Below are 17,739 nucleotides of genomic sequence, written 5' to 3'. Positions count from 1 at the left end.
AGGAAATAAAAAGCCGCTCCAAACAAATTGGAACGGCTTCTATATATAAAAAGAATAGTTGAATTATTCAGCTTTAGCTTCCTCAGCAGCAGGAGCTTCTGCAACTGGTGCAGCAGTTTCTGCAGCAGGAGTAGCTTCAGTAGCAGCAGCTTTCTTTGAACGGCGGGTACGAGTAGCCTTCTTGGCAACCTTTTCCTTAGCCATGTTTTCGTTGTAGTCAACGAGTTCAATGAAGCACATTTCAGCATTGTCACCCAAACGGTTACCAGTCTTGATAATACGAGTGTAACCACCCGGACGATCAGCAATCTTCACAGAGATTTCTTTAAACAATTCAGTTACAGCATACTTGTCTTGCAAATTGCTAAATACAACACGACGGGAATTAGTCGTATCGTCTTTAGCCTTTGTAATCAAAGGCTCAACAAACTTCTTCAAAGCTTTAGCCTTTGCAACGGTCGTAGTGATTCTTTTGTGCTTAATCAAAGAACACGCCATATTAGCCAACATAGCGTTTCTATGAGAGGCAGTACGACCCAAATGGTTGAATTTCTTATTATGTCTCATTTTTTATTCTTTATCTAATTTATATTTAGAAATATCAGTTCCAAACGACAGATTCAGACTTTCCAGCAAATCATCAAGCTCGGTAAGCGATTTCTTTCCGAAGTTTCTGAATTTCAGCAAATCCGTCTTGTTGAATTGTACCAAGTCACCAAGAGTCTCTACATCTGCAGCCTTCAGACAGTTGAGGGCACGTACAGAGAGATCCATATCAACGAGCTTGGTCTTCAGCAACTGACGCATGTGCAATACTTCTTCATCAAACTCTTCATTGCCGTCAACATCATTTGTTTCCAGCGTGATCTTCTCGTCAGAGAAAAGCATGAAGTGATAAATCAGAATCTTTGCAGCTTCTTTCAGGGCTTCTTTCGGATGAATGGAACCGTCGGTAGTAATCTCAAGTACCAGTTTCTCGTAGTCGGTCTTCTGCTCTACACGGAAGTTCTCTACCTGATACTTCACATTACGTATCGGAGTATAAATAGAATCGATAGGAATTACGTTCACATCGGTGCAATATTCGCGGTTTTCGTCAGCAGGAACATAACCACGACCTTTGTTGATCGTAATATCTATCTGCATAGTCGACTTTGAATCTAAATGACAAATAACTAATTCAGGATTTAACACTTCAAATCCAGTCAAATACTTACCTATGTCACCTGCTTTAAATTCACTTGAATTCTCGACTGTAATACTTACTTTCTCACTCTCGAATTCTTCAACTACTTGCTTGAATCTCACTTGTTTCAGATTCAAGATAATGTTAGTAACATCCTCTTTTGCCCCCGGAACACTGGAAAATTCATGCTCAACACCGTCTATCTTGATAGTAGTGATAGCAAAACCTTCCAATGAAGAAAGCAGGATGCGGCGCAGTGCATTACCCACGGTAATACCGAAACCGGGCTCCAACGGACGAAATTCGAATTTTCCGAATCTAGAGTCCGCTTCCAACATTAATACTTTATCAGGTTTTTGAAATGCTAATATCGCCATGAAATTAATTATTATTTAGAATACAATTCTACGATCAAATGCTCTTTAATGTTTTCAGGAATGTCTGCTCTTTCAGGTACATGCAGCAATTTGCCTACCTTAGAGTTATCATCCCATTCCAACCAAGGATATTTGCTATGGTTAAAGCCAGCCAGTGAGTTAGCGATAACTTCCAATGATTTGGATCTTTCACGAACACCGATCACCTGACCCGGTTTTACTGCATAAGAAGGAATATTCACAACCTCACCGTCTACAGTAATGTGCTTGTGGCTCACCAACTGACGAGCAGCTGCGCGAGTAGGAGCAATACCCAAACGGAATACGATATTGTCAAGGCGACCTTCCAACAATTGGAGGAGGATTTCACCAGTAATACCTTTAGCAGTCTCAGCCTTCTCAAACAAGTTGCGGAATTGTTTTTCCAAAACGCCATAAGTATATTTGGCTTTCTGTTTCTCACGAAGTTGAACACCGTATTCAGAAGTCTTTCTCTTTCTGGAATTACCGTGCTGTCCGGGAGGATAGTTCTTCTTTGACAATACTTTATCTGCTCCAAAGATACCTTCACCGAATTTACGGGCTATTCTTGATTTTGGTCCAGTATATCTAGCCATTTCTTTTAAATATTTAATTGTTTATTCATGAACTTGGGTTTGTTGCAGCCGCGATTGCAGAGAGAAAGTTTACAATCCAATAACAAAATCAAGTCTCACTTCTATTAAAGGTAAATTTTAAACTCTACGTCTTTTCGGAGGACGACAACCGTTGTGCGGAAGCGGAGTTACGTCAATGATTTCAGTAACCTCGATACCTGCACCGTGGATAGTTCTAATAGCAGACTCACGTCCGTTACCCGGGCCCTTCACATATGCTTTTACCTTTCTCAAGCCAAGATCGTATGCTATCTTAGCACAATCTTGAGCAGCCATCTGTGCTGCGTAGGGAGTGTTCTTCTTTGAACCTCTAAAACCCATCTTTCCGGCAGAAGACCAAGAAATGATCTGACCTTCGCTGTTTGCCAGAGAAACAATAATGTTGTTAAAAGATGAATGAACATGCAACTGTCCATTAGCATCAACCTTCACATTTCTCTTTTTTGCTGCAACTGTTTTTTTTGCCATATCAACAATTATTATTTAGTAGCTTTTTTCTTATTAGCAACGGTTTTCTTTCTACCCTTACGAGTACGGGCATTGTTCTTTGTGCTCTGACCTCTTACTGGAAGACCAATACGATGACGAACACCACGATAGCAACCGATATCCATTAAACGCTTAATGTTCAATTGAACTTCAGAACGAAGATCACCTTCAACCTTATACTCTGCACCAATGATCTCACGAATCTTGGCAGCCTGATCATCCGTCCAGTCTTTTACTTTCAGGTCTCTGTCAACACCTGCTTTATCCAAAATTTTTGCTGAACTACTACGACCTATACCATATACATAGGTCAACGCAACTTCACCTCTCTTGTTTTGAGGCAAATCGACACCAACTATTCTTATAGCCATATACTAAATTATTTTTTTTGCAAAAATAATAATATTATCCTTGACGTTGTTTATACTTAGGATTTTTCTTGTTAATAACATACAAACGGCCATTACGTCTAACGATCTTACACTCTGGCGTACGTTTCTTTAAGGATGCTCTTACTTTCATATCTTAATTTTATTTATATCTAAATACAATTCTTCCTTTCGATAAATCGTAAGGAGACATTTCGACTCTTACTTTATCCCCTGGCAGGATTTTGATGTAATGCATCCGCATCTTACCGGAAATATGTGCAGTAATCTCATGTCCGTTTTCTAATTCAACACGAAACATTGCATTAGACAATGCTTCAACTATAACTCCATCTTGTTCTATTGCAGATTGCTTTGCCATATTAATTTCTTAAATTGCTTTATCTCCTAATACTTCTTCAATGAACTCGAATGATGACAATATATCAGCTTCACCAGTGCCGACTGCTATCGTATGTTCAAAATGAGCTGCACACTTGCGGTCTTTTGTCCTCACCGTCCAGCCATCACGCTCCATGAGTATTTGTCGGTTACCTAAAGTTATCATCGGTTCAATGGCAATGCACAAGCCTTTCTTCAGCATTGTCCCATAACCACGCTTTCCGTAATTGGGAACCTGAGGATCTTCATGCATTTCCTTGCCTATTCCGTGACCCACAAACTCACGCACCACACCATAAGAATTAGATTCGCAGTGCTGCTGTATCGCATAACCGATATCACCCAACCGCTTGCCGTGAACGGCATTCTGTATCCCTATGTACAATGCTTCTTTAGTAACCTTCAGTAATTTGCGGACTTCTTCGTCAACTTCACCTACACAAAACGTATAGGCTGAGTCGCCACAAAAGCCATTCATGTAAGTACCACAATCAACAGACACGATATCACCATCTTTCAGTACCACATCATCTCTCGGAATACCATGTACCACCTGGTCATTTACAGATGTGCAAATAGAAGCTGGAAACGGATCGCCATATTGATTAGGAAAACCTTTAAAGGTTGGAACAGCACCATTGTCTCTGATGAACTCTTCCGCCACCCTATCCAGCTCTTTTGTTGTCACTCCGGGCTTTATAACCTTAGCTATCTCAGCCAACGTCTTTCCAACAAGCAAATTACTCTTGCGGAGCAGCTCTATTTCATCTTCTGTTTTAAGAAATATCATTCTTCAAAAAAGATTAATATGCAGCTACATTACCACTGCGGCCTTTAATACGTCCGGATTTCAGCAAACCGTCATAGTGTCTCATCAACAAATGACTTTCTACCTGCTGGAGAGTATCAAGCACCACACCCACAAGGATTAACAAAGATGTACCGCCAAAGAATTGAGCAAACTCAGCTTTCACACCGAATATACCGGCAAACGCAGGCATAATGGCAACCAAGGCCAAGAAGAAAGAACCAGGCAAAGTAATACGCGACATAATCACGTCAATATACTCAGCAGTTTGCTTTCCTGGCTTGATACCCGGAATAAAACCATTGTTTCTCTTCATATCTTCAGCCATCTGAGTCGGGTTAATAGTAATTGCAGTATAGAAATACGTAAACAATATAATCAACACTGCAAAAATCAAATTATACCAAAAGCTTGTATGATCAGTCAATGCACGTACGAAACCACTTGCATCATTTACATTTGAGAACCCAACAAGAGTGATAGGAATAAACATGATAGCCTGAGCAAAAATGATAGGCATCACGTTAGCAGCATTCACCTTCAAAGGAATATACTGTCTAGCACCGCCATATTGCTTGTTACCCACGATCTTCTTCGCATATTGTACAGGAATCTTTCTAGTTCCCTGCACCAAAAGAATAGCGAATGCAATAACAACCAGCAGAACAACAAGCTCAATCAAGAACATTACCAGACCACCAGTCTTGTCCGTCATACGGGAAATCAATTCCTGGAATAAGGACTGTGGCAGACGGGCGATGATACCAATCATGATAATCAGCGAAATACCATTACCGATACCCTTATCCGTAATTCTCTCACCAAGCCACAAAATAAACATACTTCCAGCCGCTAAAATAATGGTAGAAGTAAACATAAACAGAGTCCAATCTAATGAAGCATTTAAAGAAGGACCAGCCTGCATCTTAAGATTGAGCAAATAAGAAGGAGCCTGAACCAAAAGAATAAGAATCGTCAGATAACGAGTATATTGATTCATTTTTCTTCTACCACTCTCACCTTCGCGCTGCAATTTCTGGAAATACGGAACCGCAATACCCAGCAACTGAATCACAATGGAGGCAGAGATGTACGGCATGATACCCAATGCAAAAATAGAGGCATTGGAAAATGCTCCTCCGGAAAACATATTTAACAAGGCTAAAAGACCTTCGCTTGTCTGTTGATGCAATTGTGTCAGCATTGACGGATTGATACCCGGCAAAACGACATACGAACCAAAACGGTAGATTGCCACAAACAATATGGTAATGAGGATCCGTTGTCTCAGATCCTCAATTTTCCATATATTCTTTAATGTTTCAATAGCTTTTCTCATTGAATTAGAGTTTTACTACTTGTCCACCAGCAGCTTCGATGGCAGCAACAGCAGTCTTAGAAAATGCATGTGCTTGTACATCCAACTTAGCAGTCAAAGTTCCGTTACCTAATACTTTTACCAACTGGCTTGCAGAAATGAAACCAGCAGCAATGAAGTCACTGATACCTACAGTCTGCAAGTTCTTTGCTTCAGCCAATTTCTGAATTGTATCCAAGTTGATAGCCTTATACTCTACACGATTGATATTTTTAAAGCCAAACTTAGGTACACGACGTTGAAGAGGCATCTGACCACCTTCAAAACCGATTTTCTTAGAGTATCCAGATCTTGATTTAGCTCCTTTATGACCTCTAGTAGAAGTACCTCCCAAGCCAGAACCCGGACCACGTCCAATTCTCTTTCTTGTTTTAGTAGATCCCTCTGCAGGTTTTAAATTACTTAAGTTCATATTGTAATTCGTTTTATATTCAACAAATAATTACTTAACAATGGTAACCAAGTGTTTAACCTTATCCACCATTCCAAGAATTGAAGGAGTGCATTCGTGTTCAACCACACGATTCAACTTATGAAGTCCCAGTGCATCGAGAGTTCTCTTCTGATCAGCAGGAGCACCAATTCTACTTTTAACTTGTTTAATCTTTATAGTCGACATATTCTTCCTCCTTATCCTCTAAATACTTTTTCCATACTAACTCCTCTGTTCTGGGCAACCATACGAGCATCGCGCATTTCACTCAATGCCAAGATAGTAGCCTTTACCAAGTTGTGCGGGTTGGAAGAACCTTTTGACTTAGCCAAAACGTCTGTTACACCAACACTTTCCAATACGGCACGCATTGCACCGCCAGCAACAACACCAGTACCGTGAGAAGCCGGTTTAATAAATACTTCAGCGCCACCGAACTTTGCAGACTGTTCGTGAGGAACTGTACCTTTCAGTACAGGCACTCTTGTCAGGTTTTTCTTTGCAGATTCAACACCTTTGGCAATAGCAGCGGTTACTTCACCAGCTTTACCAAGGCCCCAACCGATGATGCCTTCTTCGTTTCCTACTACCACAATAGCAGAGAAACTAAAAGTTCTACCACCTTTGGTTACTTTGGTTACACGATTAATAGCAACCAATCTGTCTTTCAGCTCTATATCGTTTGTAATCTTAACTCTATTATTAAGTCCTGCCATAATGATTAAAATTTAAGTCCACCGTTACGGGCAGCATCAGCCACCTCTTTTACTCTCCCATGATACAAGTAACCATTACGGTCGAAAACAACAGTAGTAATACCTGCTTCCTGAGCTTTTTTCGCAATCAGTTCACCTACTTTAGCAGCTTGTTCCTTCTTAGGCATTTTTTCAGTCATACCCAACGAAGAAGCGGCAGCCAATGTCTTACCGGACAAGTCATCGATAATCTGAACATAGATTTGCTTGTTACTTCTAAATACACTCATACGCGGGCATTCAGTAGTACCTGAAATTTTGTTGCGTACTCTATATTTGATCTTAATTCGTCTTTCTATTTTTGTTGTCATAATAATATCAATTTAAATGATTATTTAGCACCAGCTGATTTACCAGACTTTCTACGAATTTCTTCGCCAACAAACTTAATACCCTTACCCTTATACGGTTCAGGCTTACGGAAAGAACGTATTTTAGAGCAAACTTGACCAAGTAACTGCTTGTCGCAAGATTCCAATATAATCAAAGGATTCTTGTTTCTTTCAGACTTAGTCTCAACTTTAACTTCAGGAGGCAACTGTATAAAGATACTGTGAGTATAACCTAAAGCCAGTTCAATGATATTTCCCTGGTTAGAGGCACGGTAACCTACACCGACAAGTTCCAATTCTTTCTTATATCCTTCTGATACACCAACAACCATGTTGTGCACCAATGAACGGTATAATCCATGGAATGCATGCTTTTGCTTGGGGTTATCCAGCATTGCATTTTCATTCTCAGCCAAAACAACATGACCGTCTTCGATGGTAACATTGATAGCAGGATTTACATATTGGCTCATTTCGCCTTTGGGTCCCTTAACGGTAACCACGTCATCTTTCAGAGTAACTGTTACTCCAGCGGGAATACTAATGGGTAATTTTCCTATTCTTGACATTGCTAATTCCTCCTATTAATATACATAACACAAAACTTCACCACCAATCTTCAGTTCAGCGGCTTCTTTGTTGGTCATTACACCCTTGGAAGTAGATATTATAGCAATACCCAAACCATTAATAACACGCGGCATGTCTTTATAACCGGTATATTGACGCAAACCCGGAGAAGAGATTCTCTCCAGCTTCTTGATTGCGTTAACCTTGTTTACCGGATCATACTTCAAGGCAACTTTGATTGTACCTTGAGGACCATCTTCTACAAACTTATAATTAAGAATGTAGCCCTTTTCAAAAAGAATCTTAGTGATTTCTTTTTTCAAATTAGAAGCCGGAACTTCCACAACTCTGTGCTTCGCTTGAATAGCGTTCCGCAACCTCGTCAAATAATCTGCTATTGGATCAGTCATATAAAAAATAAATTAAATTAATCAGGCCTACCCTGACAATATTTAAAAACAATAATTACCAGCTTGCTTTCTTTACACCGGGAATAAGACCGTTAGAAGCCATCTCACGGAACTGGATTCTGGAGATGCCAAACTGACGGATATATCCTTTGGGACGACCTGTCAGCTTGCAACGGTTGTGCATGCGAATCGGGTTAGAATTTTTAGGCAAATCCTGCAATTTCTGTGCAGCTTCAAAAGCTTCAGCAGGATCACCGGTTCTAACGATTTGCTTCAACGCAGCTCTTTTCTCGGCATATCTGGCTACTAATTTAGCACGCTTTACTTCGCGTGCTTTCATTGATTCCTTTGCCATATTATCAATCTTTTTTAGCGTTTTTAAACGGTAAACCGAATTCTTTCAACAAGGCATACCCTTCTTCATCTGTTTGCGCAGAGGTTACAAAGGTAATATTCATTCCGAGAATTCTAGTAATACTATCGATATTAATTTCAGGGAAAATGATTTGTTCCTGAATACCAAGGGTATAGTTACCCTTACCATCGAACTTACTTTCAATACCCTTGAAGTCGCGGATACGAGGCAGAGCTACACGAACCAACTTTTCAAGGAATTCGTACATTCTCTCACGACGCAGAGTTACCATAACGCCAATCGGCATTTTCTTACGCAACTTAAAGTTTGCAATATCCTTACGAGAAATGGTTGCCACGGCTTTCTGGCCAGTGATAGTAGTCATTTCATTAATTGCCACTTCAATAATCTTCTTGTCGGCAACAGCCATACCCAGACCCTGATTGATAACAATCTTCTTAAGTACGGGTATCTGCATAGAAGAAGAATACTGGAACTGTGATTTCAATGCAGGCGCAATACGCTCTGCATATTCTTTCTTAAGGCTAGCAGTATTACTCATTACTTAATCTCCTCTCCTGATTTTTTAGAATAACGCACTAAAGTGCCTTCAGCACTTACTTTTCTACCAACACGCGTTGCTTTGCCAGTCTTTGGATCAACGGGGTTCAAGTTTGACAAGTGGATAGAAGCTTCTTGCTTCACAATACCACCTTGCGGGTTCTTAGCATTCGGTTTTGTGCTCTTAGACACCATGTTGATACCTTCAACGATTGCGCGGTTTTTATCAACAAGAACCTTCAATACACGACCAGTCTTACCCTTGTCTTCACCGGAGTTTACATAAACTGTATCGCCTTTTTTAATATGTAATTTACTCATTACTCAAATCTTTTACAATATTAAAGTACTTCAGGAGCGAGTGACACAACTTTCATGTTAGTAGCACGAAGTTCACGAGCTACCGGACCGAAAATACGACTACCTCTAATTTCACCTGCATTGTTCAACAACACGCAAGCATTATCATCAAAACGTATGTAAGAGCCATCAGCACGACGGATTTCTTTCTTAGTACGTACGATCAAAGCTTTAGACACTGCACCTTTTTTAATATCACTTGAAGGGATAACGCTCTTAACAGAAACGACAATCACGTCCCCTACTGAAGCATAGCGACGACCTGTACCACCCAAAACGCGGATACAGAGAGCCTCTTTTGCCCCACTATTATCACATACTGTAAGTCTGGATTCTACTTGTATCATAATTACTTAGCTCTTTCAATTATTTCTACCAATCTCCATCTCTTAGTCTTGCTCAAAGGACGAGTTTCCATGATGTGTACAGTATCGCCGATATTGCACTCATTCTTTTCATCATGAGCATGGTACTTCTTCGTCTTGCTAACGAACTTACCATATATGGGGTGTTTCTCCTTAAACTTAGCTGCTACTGTAATGGTCTTATCCATCTTGTTGCTCAGCACAACCCCAGTTCTTTCTTTTCTTAAATTTCTTGCTTCCATCAAGCTCATCATTTATTGTTAAGTTCTCTTTGGCGTAATTCAGTCTTCATACGCGCAATAGTCCTGCGTAATTGTTTGATCTGAGCAGGATTATCCAAAGGAGAAATAGAATGATTTAAAATCACTTGGTTGTAATTAGCTACTTCTGCTTCAACTCTTTCTACCAAGTCACTGGTAGGCATCTCTTTAATTTCTGCTGTTTTCATACTTCTTACGCATTTTGATTTTGAATATCATAATCACGTCTAACCACAAACTTAGTTGTGATAGGAAGCTTCTGTGCAGCCAAGCGCAAAGCTTCTTTAGCGATTTCATAAGATACTCCTTCGGCTTCGATAATAATTCTACCCGGTGTAACAGGCGCTACGAATCCTTCCGGCGCACCCTTACCCTTACCCATACGCACATCAGCAGGCTTTCTGGTGATAGGTTTGTCGGGGAAAATACGAATCCAAATCTGTCCTTGACGTTGCATATATCTTGTCACTGCAATACGCGCAGCTTCAATCTGACGGCCTGTAATCCATTTCGTTTCCAAGGCCTTAATACCAAAAGATCCGAAAGCCAACTGGTTTCCTCTTTGGGCATTACCCTTTTGACGGCCTTTTTGTTGTCTTCTGAATTTTGTTTTTTTCGGTTGTAACATAATTCCTAAAAATCAAATTCGTTAGCGATTATTTTTCTTTCTTTTGAAGTTCTTTCCGCCATTGTTTCCGCTATTGCTTCCACGACCACTTTCCTTGCTTTGCGTAAAGTTCGGAGCCAACTCCTTCTTACCATAAACTTCACCTCTACAAATCCAAACTTTAATGCCGAGAAGACCAACCTTAGTCAATGCTTCTGCATGACAATAGTCGATATCTGCTCTGAAAGTGTGCAACGGAGTTCTTCCTTCCTTATACATTTCAGAACGGGCCATTTCTGCACCATTCAAACGTCCTGAAATCTGAATCTTGATACCTTCCGCACCCATACGCATTGTATTGGCAATAGCCATCTTGATGGCACGACGGTAGGCTATTTTGCCTTCAACCTGACGGGCAATGTTGTTAGCCACGATAACAGCATCCAACTCTGGTCTCTTAACTTCGAAGATATTAATCTGAATATCCTTATCAGTAACCTTCTTCAACTCCTCTTTCAACTTGTCAACTTCTTGGCCACCTTTGCCGATAATGATACCCGGACGTGCAGTACAAACGGTAATAGTCACGAGTTTCAGTGTACGTTCAATTACAATTCTTGACACACTAGCCTTTGCCAGACGAGCGTTCAAATATTTACGAATCTTGCTATCTTCCAGCAGAGAATCGCCGTAATTCTTTCCACCATACCAATTGGAATCCCATCCTCTGATAATTCCTAAACGGTTGCTTATTGGATTAACTTTTTGTCCCATTTACCTTAATTTTGATCTTCGTTATTACTTTTAGAACCAACGAACAACGTTACGTGGTTTGAACGTTTACGAATTCTGTAACCTCTACCCTGCGGAGCCGGTCTCATTCTTTTGAGTGTAGCACCACCATCAACAAAAATCTTGGTTACGAACAGCTCGCCACTTTCAGCTTTACGTTCGTTTTTCTGCTCCCAGTTAGCAATTGCAGAGCGCAGCAACTTTTCCACTCTTGCGGCAGCCTCTTTTGAAGAGAACTTCAAAACGCCGAGTGCTCTGTTCACCTCCATCCCGCGAATCATGTCAGCCACGAGACGCATTTTACGGGGGGAAGTAGGAACATTTTGCAATTTCGCAAAATACATGGTCTTAAGGGCTTCTTTTCTTTTTTCAGCCGATATTTTTTTTCTTGCTCCCATTATATTATTACTTTATTATTTCAGATAAATCCTGTTTTATTTTTTCTTGTTACCAGCGTGTCCTCTGAAAGTACGAGTTGGAGCAAATTCGCCCAACTTGTGTCCTACCATATTTTCGGTAACATAAACAGGAATAAATTTATTTCCGTTGTGAACTGCAACAGTATGGCCTACGAAATCAGGCGAAATCATTGAAGCTCTGGCCCAGGTCTTAACTACCACTTTCTTGCCCGATTCATTCATGGCAAGCACTTTCTTCTCAAGCTTAACGTTAATATACGGACCTTTTTTTAATGAACGACTCATAATTTACTCAATTAATCAGATTACTTCTTTCTTCTCTCAATAATATACTTAGACGATTGTTTCTTCGGAGCTCTTGTCTTAAGACCCTTAGCGTACAATCCCTTACGAGATCTCGGGTGTCCTCCTGAAGCACGTCCTTCACCACCACCCATCGGGTGATCAACCGGGTTCATAACAACACCACGGTTACGCGGACGACGTCCTAACCAACGAGAACGTCCAGCTTTACCTGAACTTTCCAATCCATGATCTGAGTTACCTACACTACCAATAGTAGCCTTACAAGTACTGAGGATCTGACGAACCTCACCTGAAGGCAACTTGATAACGCAGTACTTACCTTCTCTAGAAGTCAACTGAGCGAAGTTACCAGCCGAGCGAACCAAGGCAGCGCCTTGTCCCGGACGTAATTCGATGTTGTGAATTACAGTACCGACCGGAATATTCTGAAGCGGAAGTGCGTTTCCGATTTCCGGAGCGGCAGTCTCACCTGACATCAAAGTCGTACCAACTTGCAATCCATTGGGAGCAATAATATATCTTTTTTCTCCATCTGCATAAAACAACAAAGCGATACGAGCCGAACGATTCGGATCGTATTCAATTGTTTTAACCACTGCAGGCACACCGTCTTTATTTCTCTTGAAATCTACGATACGAATAATCTTCTTACTACCGCCACCGATGTAGCGCATAGTCATCTTACCTTCGTTGTTACGACCACCTGAAGATTTCTTACCAAATACAAGAGACTTTTCTGGTACCCGTGCAGTAATCTCTTCGTAAGTACCAATAATTTTATGTCTTTGCCCCGGTGTTGTGGGCTTAAATTTACGTACTGCCATTTTTATTAAATATTGCTATAAAAATCAATAGTATCTCCTTCTTTCAACGTAACGATAGCCTTCTTGAACGCATTCGTACGTCCGTTGATGATACCGGCACGAGTATAGCGGCTCTTGTTTTTGCCGGCATACTTCATTGTATTCACATCAACTACTGTAACGTTGTAAAGGGCTTCAACTTCCTTCTTAATTTCCAGTTTATTAGCTTCAGGACGCACGATAAAGCCGAAACGATTATTCGTCTTATCAGTAATTGCAGTCATCTTCTCTGTCACTAACGGTTTAATAATAATTCCCATTATTTAAGCCTCCTTTTTACATTAAGATATTGTCGATAGCAGAAAGTGCACTTTCAGCAAACACAACGACCCCAGCGTCCAATACTCTGTAAGTATTTAACCCTGAGATAGTCTGCACATTAGCACCCTTCACATTACGAGCCGACAAATATACGTTTTTATTTGCTTCTGGTAAAATCACAAGCAGCTTTTTGTCAGAAACTTTAAGATTTTTTGTCATTGCAACAAAATCTTTAGTCTTCGGAGCTTCAAAAGAGAAGTCTTCTACTACTACAACTGCGTTGTTCTGAGCCTTGTATGACAAAGCTGACTTACGAGCCAGAGCCTTTACTTTTTTGTTTAATTTGAAGTAGTAATCTCTCGGTTTCGGACCGAATACGCGTCCACCACCAACAAGTACCGGTGAGTTCATGTCACCACGACGTGCACCACCACCACCTTTCTGGCGACCGATTTTACGAGTAGAACCACTGATTTCGCTTCTTTCCTTTGACTTGTGTGTACCCTGACGCTGGTTAGCCATAAACTGTTTAACATCCAAGTAGATAGCGTGGTCGTTGGGCTCAATTCCGAAGATAGACTCGTTTAACGTAATCTTTCTCCCAGTGTCTTCACCTTTAATGTTATATACGTTAACTTCCATTATTTCTCAATTATTACGATTGAACCTTTGCAACCAGGAACAGATCCCTTAATCAAAAGAAGATTGTGCTCCGCGATTACCTTTAATACCTGCAGGTTTTGAACAGTTACTCTGTCGCCACCAAGCTGTCCGCCCATGCGCATTCCTTTGAATACTTTTGCAGGGTAAGAACAAGCACCGATAGAACCCGGCTTACGAGCGCGGTTGTGCTGACCGTGAGTAGTCTGGCCTACACCACCAAAACCATGGCGTTTTACTACACCCTGGAAACCTTTACCCTTAGAAGTACCTACAACGTCAACAAAAGTTGCGTCATTGAACAGTTCTACGGTAACAGTGTCACCCAGATTCAACTCTGTTTCAAATTCTTTGAACTCAGCCAAGTGTTTCTTGGGAGTTACTCCAGCTTTCTTAAAGTGGCCCATCAAAGGCTTTGTAGTGTGCTTCTCCTTCTTGTCCTGGAAGCCCAGCTGAACAGCTTCATAACCGTCCTTTTCTACAGTTTTCACTTGAGTAACAACACAAGGACCTGCTTCGATAACAGTGCATGGTACATTCTTACCCTCGGCACTGAAAACGGATGTCATTCCGATTTTTTTTCCTAATAATCCTGGCATTTCACTTAATTTTTAATACTTACACTTTGATTTCTACTTCCACACCACTCGGCAACTCCAACTTCATCAGAGCATCTACTGTCTTAGCTGTTGAGCTATAGATGTCAATCAGTCTCTTGTAAGAAGAGAGTTCGAATTGTTCACGCGACTTCTTGTTAACGAAAGTCGAACGGTTCACGGTAAAGATACGCTTGTGCGTAGGAAGAGGAATCGGACCGCTAACGATGGCGCCCGTTGTCTTCACCGTTCTTACAATCTTCTCAGCTGACTTGTCAACCAAGTTGTGGTCGTAAGATTTCAGTTTGATTCTAATTTTTTGACTCATTACTGTCTTTAATTATTAAATAGTTATATAAGATGAAGTTCCGCAGGCTAAGAGTCATTCGCTAGCCTACGGGACTTCAAGTTTTTTTAGATTAAGTCAGCACGACCTTTTACTTCCTCCAATACTGCCTTGGCAATAGAGTTGGAAACCTGGGCGTGGTGAGAGTATACCATTGAAGAGGTTGCACGACCAGAAGTGATGGTACGCAATGCTGTTACGTAACCGAACATTTCTGCCAGCGGAACCATTGCCTTCACGATACGTGCACCGGAACGGCTGGATTCCATACCTTCCACCTGGCCACGACGCTTGTTCAAGTCACCGATAACGTCACCCATGTTCTCTTCCGGAGTAACAACTTCCAGCTTCATGATAGGCTCCATCAATACCGGGCCTGCCTTAGCACAAGCATTCTTATATGCCTGGATAGCACAGATTTCGAAAGACAACTGGTCAGAGTCAACCGGGTGGAAAGAACCGTCAATCAAGGTTACTTTCAGTGAATCCAACGGATAACCTGCCAACACACCATTCTTCATGGCAGTAGTGAAGCCCTTCTGTACAGACGGGATAAATTCCTTAGGAATGTTACCACCCTTCACTTCGTCGACGAATTGCAATCCGCCTTCCTTGAAGTCTTCATCAACCGGGCCGATGTTCACGATAATATCAGCGAACTTACCACGACCACCGGACTGCTTCTTGTAAACTTCACGCAAGTTGACTGTCTTAGTGATAGCTTCCTTATAGTTAACTTGAGGCTTACCTTGGTTACATTCAACCTTGAACTCACGTTTCAGACGGTCGATGATAATATCCAAGTGAAGCTCACCCATACCAGAGATAACTGTCTGACCAGTCTGTTCGTCAGTCTTAACTGTAAACGTCGGATCTTCTTCAGCCAGCTTAGCCAAGCCATTTGACAGTTTATCCATATCCTTCTGAGTCTTAGGCTCAACTGCGATACCAATTACCGGTTCCGGGAAGTCCATAGACTCCAATACAATCGGTGCAGTTTCGTCACACAATGTATCACCAGTATGTATATCCTTGAAACCTACGCCAGCACCAATATCACCAGCACCGATAACTTCTACCGGATTCTGCTTGTTTGAGTGCATCTGGAACAGACGGGATACGCGTTCTTTCTTACCAGAACGAGAGTTATAGATATAAGAACCAGCCTCAATCTTACCGGAATAAACGCGGAAGAAAGTCAAACGACCTACATACGGGTCTGTTGCAATCTTAAATGCCAAAGCAGAAGTCTTTTCGTCTTCGCTCGGTTTACGGTCTTCTTCAGCACCAGTTTCGGGGTTTGTACCGATAACGTTCTCTGTATCCAGCGGAGAAGGCAAGAATGCACACACGTAATCGAGCAATGTCTGTACACCTTTGTTCTTGAATGAAGAACCGCAAAGCATCGGAACGACAGCCATTTGCACTGTTGCGTTACGGAGAGCTCTCAAAACCTCTTCTTCTGTAATGGTAGAAGGATCATCGAAATATTTCTCCATCAAAGCATCGTCAAACTCAGCCACTTTTTCGAGCATCTTATCTCTCCATTCGTTAGCTTCATCTACCAGATTTGCAGGAATTTCTTCTACTGTATAGTCAGCACCCATTGTTTCATCATGCCAATAGATAGCTTTCATTTTGATAAGGTCTACCAGACCTTTGAAAGATTCCTCAGCACCGATAGGAACGACGATAGGACACGGATTAGCGCCCAAAACGTCCTTCATCTGGCGGACTACCTCAAAGAAGTCAGCACCCGAACGGTCCATCTTATTAACGTAAGCGATACGCGGTACGTTATATTTATCAGCCTGGCGCCAAACTGTCTCAGATTGCGGTTCAACACCACCTACTGCACAATAAGCAGCAACGGCACCATCAAGAATACGCAAAGAGCGTTCTACCTCAGCGGTAAAGTCAACGTGCCCCGGAGTGTCAATCAAGTTAATTTTATAAGTATCACCGGCATATTTCCAACGAGTGGTAGTAGCAGCAGAAGTGATAGTGATACCACGTTCTTGTTCTTGCTCCATCCAGTCCATTGTAGCGGCACCATCGTGTACCTCACCGATTTTGTGGGTCAAACCCGTGTAAAACAAAATACGTTCAGAAGTCGTTGTCTTTCCGGCATCGATGTGGGCCATGATACCGATATTACGTGTCAAATGTAAATCATGCTTTGCCATTTTCTAATTCCCTTACTTTAAGTTTTTTAATCTTCTAATTGGTTAGTCTCTTATAGTATTAGAATCTGAAATGAGCAAATGCACGGTTAGCTTCTGCCATTCTATGCATATCTTCTTTACGTTTGTAAGCACCGCCCTGTTCATTGAAAGCATCCATGATTTCGGCAGCCAGCTTATCAGCCATTGATTTACCGCCACGCTTACGTGCAAAGATAATCAAGTTCTTCATGGAAATTGATTCCTTACGGTCAGCACGGATTTCTGTAGGAACCTGGAAAGTAGCACCACCCACACGGCGAGACTTAACTTCCACTTGAGGAGTCACATTATCCAGAGCTTTTTTCCAGATTTCAAGAGCGGATTTCTCTTCGTTCTGCATTTTGTTCTTCACTGTTTCCAACGCAGCATAGAAGATTTCATAAGAAGTATTCTTCTTTCCATCGTACATCAAGTGATTCACGAACTTGGAAACTTTTACATCATTGAACACGGGATCCGGAAGGATAACGCGTTTTTTTGGTTTTGCTTTTCTCATTTGTCTGAAAGAATAATGTTTTTCGTTCTTGGTTGTTTACTTCTGTCTTCTTCAACTCTCCCTCCGGAGAATTTACTCAACCTTTAGCATTTCCAACAAACTA

General features: G+C 41.3%; 32 protein-coding genes. All 32 read right to left on the bottom strand.

Features of this window, described 5'->3' with window-relative positions; translation table 11 throughout:
- Positions 1–63: 63 nt before the first annotated feature.
- The gene (gene rplQ, locus DWZ67_RS18535; RefSeq protein ID WP_005825680.1) at positions 64–567 is read right to left on the bottom strand and encodes a 50S ribosomal protein L17; all 504 of its coding nucleotides are present in this window, start codon (positions 565–567) and stop codon (positions 64–66) included.
- A gap of 3 nt (positions 568–570) precedes the next feature.
- Positions 571–1,563: a DNA-directed RNA polymerase subunit alpha gene (locus DWZ67_RS18530; protein ID WP_005825683.1), complete on the bottom strand. Its 993-nt coding sequence runs from the start codon at positions 1,561–1,563 to the stop codon at positions 571–573.
- Between the two features lie 11 nt (positions 1,564–1,574).
- The gene (gene rpsD / locus DWZ67_RS18525; RefSeq protein ID WP_005825685.1) at positions 1,575–2,180 is read right to left on the bottom strand and encodes a 30S ribosomal protein S4; all 606 of its coding nucleotides are present in this window, start codon (positions 2,178–2,180) and stop codon (positions 1,575–1,577) included.
- Between the two features lie 117 nt (positions 2,181–2,297).
- Entirely contained in the window at positions 2,298–2,687 is a 390-nt protein-coding gene (rpsK, locus tag DWZ67_RS18520; RefSeq protein ID WP_002558049.1) for a 30S ribosomal protein S11, read from the bottom strand.
- Between the two features lie 11 nt (positions 2,688–2,698).
- Complete coding sequence (rpsM, locus tag DWZ67_RS18515; RefSeq protein ID WP_004291218.1) at positions 2,699–3,079, bottom strand: 30S ribosomal protein S13; 381 nt, start codon at positions 3,077–3,079, stop codon at positions 2,699–2,701.
- A gap of 34 nt (positions 3,080–3,113) precedes the next feature.
- A complete protein-coding gene (gene ykgO, locus DWZ67_RS18510; protein ID WP_002558051.1) occupies positions 3,114–3,230 on the bottom strand; it encodes a type B 50S ribosomal protein L36 in 117 nt (38 codons plus the stop codon).
- A gap of 9 nt (positions 3,231–3,239) precedes the next feature.
- Entirely contained in the window at positions 3,240–3,458 is a 219-nt protein-coding gene (infA, locus tag DWZ67_RS18505; protein WP_002558052.1) for a translation initiation factor IF-1, read from the bottom strand.
- Between the two features lie 9 nt (positions 3,459–3,467).
- Positions 3,468–4,268, bottom strand: coding sequence for a type I methionyl aminopeptidase (map, locus tag DWZ67_RS18500; RefSeq protein WP_120139480.1), 801 nt, complete (start codon positions 4,266–4,268; stop codon positions 3,468–3,470).
- A gap of 13 nt (positions 4,269–4,281) precedes the next feature.
- Positions 4,282–5,625, bottom strand: coding sequence for a preprotein translocase subunit SecY (secY, locus tag DWZ67_RS18495; protein ID WP_005825690.1), 1,344 nt, complete (start codon positions 5,623–5,625; stop codon positions 4,282–4,284).
- Positions 5,626–5,629: 4 nt separating this feature from the next.
- On the bottom strand, positions 5,630–6,076 hold the full coding sequence (rplO, locus tag DWZ67_RS18490) for a 50S ribosomal protein L15 (RefSeq protein ID WP_005825692.1): 447 nt from the start codon (positions 6,074–6,076) through the stop codon (positions 5,630–5,632).
- A gap of 30 nt (positions 6,077–6,106) precedes the next feature.
- Positions 6,107–6,283, bottom strand: a complete 177-nt coding sequence (gene rpmD, locus DWZ67_RS18485) for a 50S ribosomal protein L30 (RefSeq protein WP_004291222.1) — start codon at positions 6,281–6,283, stop codon at positions 6,107–6,109.
- An 11-nt stretch (positions 6,284–6,294) separates the two neighbouring features.
- A complete protein-coding gene (gene rpsE / locus DWZ67_RS18480; RefSeq protein WP_005825693.1) occupies positions 6,295–6,813 on the bottom strand; it encodes a 30S ribosomal protein S5 in 519 nt (172 codons plus the stop codon).
- A gap of 5 nt (positions 6,814–6,818) precedes the next feature.
- Positions 6,819–7,163 (bottom strand): 50S ribosomal protein L18, encoded by a 345-nt coding sequence (gene rplR / locus DWZ67_RS18475; RefSeq protein WP_005656518.1) that lies wholly within the window; start codon positions 7,161–7,163, stop codon positions 6,819–6,821.
- Between the two features lie 20 nt (positions 7,164–7,183).
- Positions 7,184–7,753 carry a 50S ribosomal protein L6 gene (gene rplF / locus DWZ67_RS18470; protein WP_005825696.1) on the bottom strand — a complete coding sequence of 190 codons (570 nt, stop codon included), beginning with the start codon at positions 7,751–7,753 and terminating at the stop codon, positions 7,184–7,186.
- 15 nt (positions 7,754–7,768) lie between these two features.
- Positions 7,769–8,164 carry a 30S ribosomal protein S8 gene (rpsH, locus tag DWZ67_RS18465; RefSeq protein WP_004291226.1) on the bottom strand — a complete coding sequence of 132 codons (396 nt, stop codon included), beginning with the start codon at positions 8,162–8,164 and terminating at the stop codon, positions 7,769–7,771.
- A gap of 55 nt (positions 8,165–8,219) precedes the next feature.
- A complete protein-coding gene (gene rpsN, locus DWZ67_RS18460; RefSeq protein WP_005825697.1) occupies positions 8,220–8,519 on the bottom strand; it encodes a 30S ribosomal protein S14 in 300 nt (99 codons plus the stop codon).
- A 4-nt stretch (positions 8,520–8,523) separates the two neighbouring features.
- On the bottom strand, positions 8,524–9,081 hold the full coding sequence (gene rplE / locus DWZ67_RS18455; RefSeq protein ID WP_005825698.1) for a 50S ribosomal protein L5: 558 nt from the start codon (positions 9,079–9,081) through the stop codon (positions 8,524–8,526).
- A complete protein-coding gene (gene rplX / locus DWZ67_RS18450; protein ID WP_005825699.1) occupies positions 9,081–9,401 on the bottom strand; it encodes a 50S ribosomal protein L24 in 321 nt (106 codons plus the stop codon). The genes rplE and rplX overlap by 1 nt, the downstream gene beginning before the upstream one ends.
- Positions 9,402–9,421: 20 nt before the next feature.
- Positions 9,422–9,787, bottom strand: a complete 366-nt coding sequence (rplN, locus tag DWZ67_RS18445) for a 50S ribosomal protein L14 (protein ID WP_005825700.1) — start codon at positions 9,785–9,787, stop codon at positions 9,422–9,424.
- A 2-nt stretch (positions 9,788–9,789) separates the two neighbouring features.
- Positions 9,790–10,059, bottom strand: a complete 270-nt coding sequence (rpsQ, locus tag DWZ67_RS18440; protein ID WP_005825701.1) for a 30S ribosomal protein S17 — start codon at positions 10,057–10,059, stop codon at positions 9,790–9,792.
- Positions 10,056–10,253: a 50S ribosomal protein L29 gene (gene rpmC / locus DWZ67_RS18435; RefSeq protein WP_005825702.1), complete on the bottom strand. Its 198-nt coding sequence runs from the start codon at positions 10,251–10,253 to the stop codon at positions 10,056–10,058. The genes rpsQ and rpmC overlap by 4 nt, the downstream gene beginning before the upstream one ends.
- Before the next feature lie 5 nt (positions 10,254–10,258).
- Positions 10,259–10,693: a 50S ribosomal protein L16 gene (rplP, locus tag DWZ67_RS18430; RefSeq protein ID WP_004291234.1), complete on the bottom strand. Its 435-nt coding sequence runs from the start codon at positions 10,691–10,693 to the stop codon at positions 10,259–10,261.
- A gap of 21 nt (positions 10,694–10,714) precedes the next feature.
- Positions 10,715–11,446, bottom strand: coding sequence for a 30S ribosomal protein S3 (rpsC, locus tag DWZ67_RS18425; protein WP_004291235.1), 732 nt, complete (start codon positions 11,444–11,446; stop codon positions 10,715–10,717).
- Between the two features lie 5 nt (positions 11,447–11,451).
- Positions 11,452–11,862: a 50S ribosomal protein L22 gene (gene rplV / locus DWZ67_RS18420; RefSeq protein WP_004291236.1), complete on the bottom strand. Its 411-nt coding sequence runs from the start codon at positions 11,860–11,862 to the stop codon at positions 11,452–11,454.
- 36 nt (positions 11,863–11,898) lie between these two features.
- Positions 11,899–12,168, bottom strand: coding sequence for a 30S ribosomal protein S19 (rpsS, locus tag DWZ67_RS18415; protein ID WP_002558070.1), 270 nt, complete (start codon positions 12,166–12,168; stop codon positions 11,899–11,901).
- 20 nt (positions 12,169–12,188) lie between these two features.
- Entirely contained in the window at positions 12,189–13,013 is an 825-nt protein-coding gene (gene rplB / locus DWZ67_RS18410) for a 50S ribosomal protein L2 (RefSeq protein WP_005825705.1), read from the bottom strand.
- A 5-nt stretch (positions 13,014–13,018) separates the two neighbouring features.
- Positions 13,019–13,312: a 50S ribosomal protein L23 gene (rplW, locus tag DWZ67_RS18405; protein WP_005825706.1), complete on the bottom strand. Its 294-nt coding sequence runs from the start codon at positions 13,310–13,312 to the stop codon at positions 13,019–13,021.
- A gap of 16 nt (positions 13,313–13,328) precedes the next feature.
- On the bottom strand, positions 13,329–13,955 hold the full coding sequence (rplD, locus tag DWZ67_RS18400; RefSeq protein ID WP_005825707.1) for a 50S ribosomal protein L4: 627 nt from the start codon (positions 13,953–13,955) through the stop codon (positions 13,329–13,331).
- Positions 13,955–14,572: a 50S ribosomal protein L3 gene (rplC, locus tag DWZ67_RS18395; protein ID WP_005825708.1), complete on the bottom strand. Its 618-nt coding sequence runs from the start codon at positions 14,570–14,572 to the stop codon at positions 13,955–13,957. Before rplC ends, rplD begins: the two co-directional genes overlap by 1 nt.
- A 19-nt stretch (positions 14,573–14,591) precedes the next feature.
- The gene (gene rpsJ, locus DWZ67_RS18390) at positions 14,592–14,897 is read right to left on the bottom strand and encodes a 30S ribosomal protein S10 (RefSeq protein ID WP_004291244.1); all 306 of its coding nucleotides are present in this window, start codon (positions 14,895–14,897) and stop codon (positions 14,592–14,594) included.
- 86 nt (positions 14,898–14,983) lie between these two features.
- Positions 14,984–17,101, bottom strand: coding sequence for an elongation factor G (gene fusA, locus DWZ67_RS18385; protein ID WP_016271993.1), 2,118 nt, complete (start codon positions 17,099–17,101; stop codon positions 14,984–14,986).
- A gap of 58 nt (positions 17,102–17,159) precedes the next feature.
- Positions 17,160–17,636 (bottom strand): 30S ribosomal protein S7, encoded by a 477-nt coding sequence (gene rpsG, locus DWZ67_RS18380; RefSeq protein ID WP_005825710.1) that lies wholly within the window; start codon positions 17,634–17,636, stop codon positions 17,160–17,162.
- Between the last annotated feature and the right edge of the window lie 103 nt (positions 17,637–17,739).

It is taken from the genome of Bacteroides sp. AF34-31BH (assembly GCF_003602795.1).
Lineage (GTDB): Bacteria > Bacteroidota > Bacteroidia > Bacteroidales > Bacteroidaceae > Bacteroides > Bacteroides uniformis.
The sequence above is the reverse complement of the archived record's forward strand: the minus strand, read 5'-3'. Positions and strand labels throughout refer to the sequence as shown.

What these genes read in the sequence shown, in the direction of transcription:
- rplQ (WP_005825680.1), bottom strand. Translation starts at nt 567, where the DNA reads ATGAGACATAATAAGAAATTCAACCATTTGGGTCGTACTGCCTCTCAT.
- DWZ67_RS18530 (WP_005825683.1), bottom strand. Translation starts at nt 1,563, where the DNA reads ATGGCGATATTAGCATTTCAAAAACCTGATAAAGTATTAATGTTGGAA.
- rpsD (WP_005825685.1), bottom strand. Translation starts at nt 2,180, where the DNA reads ATGGCTAGATATACTGGACCAAAATCAAGAATAGCCCGTAAATTCGGT.
- rpsK (WP_002558049.1), bottom strand. Translation starts at nt 2,687, where the DNA reads ATGGCAAAAAAAACAGTTGCAGCAAAAAAGAGAAATGTGAAGGTTGAT.
- rpsM (WP_004291218.1), bottom strand. Translation starts at nt 3,079, where the DNA reads ATGGCTATAAGAATAGTTGGTGTCGATTTGCCTCAAAACAAGAGAGGT.
- ykgO (WP_002558051.1), bottom strand. Translation starts at nt 3,230, where the DNA reads ATGAAAGTAAGAGCATCCTTAAAGAAACGTACGCCAGAGTGTAAGATC.
- infA (WP_002558052.1), bottom strand. Translation starts at nt 3,458, where the DNA reads ATGGCAAAGCAATCTGCAATAGAACAAGATGGAGTTATAGTTGAAGCA.
- map (WP_120139480.1), bottom strand. Translation starts at nt 4,268, where the DNA reads ATGATATTTCTTAAAACAGAAGATGAAATAGAGCTGCTCCGCAAGAGT.
- secY (WP_005825690.1), bottom strand. Translation starts at nt 5,625, where the DNA reads ATGAGAAAAGCTATTGAAACATTAAAGAATATATGGAAAATTGAGGAT.
- rplO (WP_005825692.1), bottom strand. Translation starts at nt 6,076, where the DNA reads ATGAACTTAAGTAATTTAAAACCTGCAGAGGGATCTACTAAAACAAGA.
- rpmD (WP_004291222.1), bottom strand. Translation starts at nt 6,283, where the DNA reads ATGTCGACTATAAAGATTAAACAAGTTAAAAGTAGAATTGGTGCTCCT.
- rpsE (WP_005825693.1), bottom strand. Translation starts at nt 6,813, where the DNA reads ATGGCAGGACTTAATAATAGAGTTAAGATTACAAACGATATAGAGCTG.
- rplR (WP_005656518.1), bottom strand. Translation starts at nt 7,163, where the DNA reads ATGACAACAAAAATAGAAAGACGAATTAAGATCAAATATAGAGTACGC.
- rplF (WP_005825696.1), bottom strand. Translation starts at nt 7,753, where the DNA reads ATGTCAAGAATAGGAAAATTACCCATTAGTATTCCCGCTGGAGTAACA.
- rpsH (WP_004291226.1), bottom strand. Translation starts at nt 8,164, where the DNA reads ATGACTGATCCAATAGCAGATTATTTGACGAGGTTGCGGAACGCTATT.
- rpsN (WP_005825697.1), bottom strand. Translation starts at nt 8,519, where the DNA reads ATGGCAAAGGAATCAATGAAAGCACGCGAAGTAAAGCGTGCTAAATTA.
- rplE (WP_005825698.1), bottom strand. Translation starts at nt 9,081, where the DNA reads ATGAGTAATACTGCTAGCCTTAAGAAAGAATATGCAGAGCGTATTGCG.
- rplX (WP_005825699.1), bottom strand. Translation starts at nt 9,401, where the DNA reads ATGAGTAAATTACATATTAAAAAAGGCGATACAGTTTATGTAAACTCC.
- rplN (WP_005825700.1), bottom strand. Translation starts at nt 9,787, where the DNA reads ATGATACAAGTAGAATCCAGACTTACAGTATGTGATAATAGTGGGGCA.
- rpsQ (WP_005825701.1), bottom strand. Translation starts at nt 10,059, where the DNA reads ATGATGAGCTTGATGGAAGCAAGAAATTTAAGAAAAGAAAGAACTGGG.
- rpmC (WP_005825702.1), bottom strand. Translation starts at nt 10,253, where the DNA reads ATGAAAACAGCAGAAATTAAAGAGATGCCTACCAGTGACTTGGTAGAA.
- rplP (WP_004291234.1), bottom strand. Translation starts at nt 10,693, where the DNA reads ATGTTACAACCGAAAAAAACAAAATTCAGAAGACAACAAAAAGGCCGT.
- rpsC (WP_004291235.1), bottom strand. Translation starts at nt 11,446, where the DNA reads ATGGGACAAAAAGTTAATCCAATAAGCAACCGTTTAGGAATTATCAGA.
- rplV (WP_004291236.1), bottom strand. Translation starts at nt 11,862, where the DNA reads ATGGGAGCAAGAAAAAAAATATCGGCTGAAAAAAGAAAAGAAGCCCTT.
- rpsS (WP_002558070.1), bottom strand. Translation starts at nt 12,168, where the DNA reads ATGAGTCGTTCATTAAAAAAAGGTCCGTATATTAACGTTAAGCTTGAG.
- rplB (WP_005825705.1), bottom strand. Translation starts at nt 13,013, where the DNA reads ATGGCAGTACGTAAATTTAAGCCCACAACACCGGGGCAAAGACATAAA.
- rplW (WP_005825706.1), bottom strand. Translation starts at nt 13,312, where the DNA reads ATGGGAATTATTATTAAACCGTTAGTGACAGAGAAGATGACTGCAATT.
- rplD (WP_005825707.1), bottom strand. Translation starts at nt 13,955, where the DNA reads ATGGAAGTTAACGTATATAACATTAAAGGTGAAGACACTGGGAGAAAG.
- rplC (WP_005825708.1), bottom strand. Translation starts at nt 14,572, where the DNA reads ATGCCAGGATTATTAGGAAAAAAAATCGGAATGACATCCGTTTTCAGT.
- rpsJ (WP_004291244.1), bottom strand. Translation starts at nt 14,897, where the DNA reads ATGAGTCAAAAAATTAGAATCAAACTGAAATCTTACGACCACAACTTG.
- fusA (WP_016271993.1), bottom strand. Translation starts at nt 17,101, where the DNA reads ATGGCAAAGCATGATTTACATTTGACACGTAATATCGGTATCATGGCC.
- rpsG (WP_005825710.1), bottom strand. Translation starts at nt 17,636, where the DNA reads ATGAGAAAAGCAAAACCAAAAAAACGCGTTATCCTTCCGGATCCCGTG.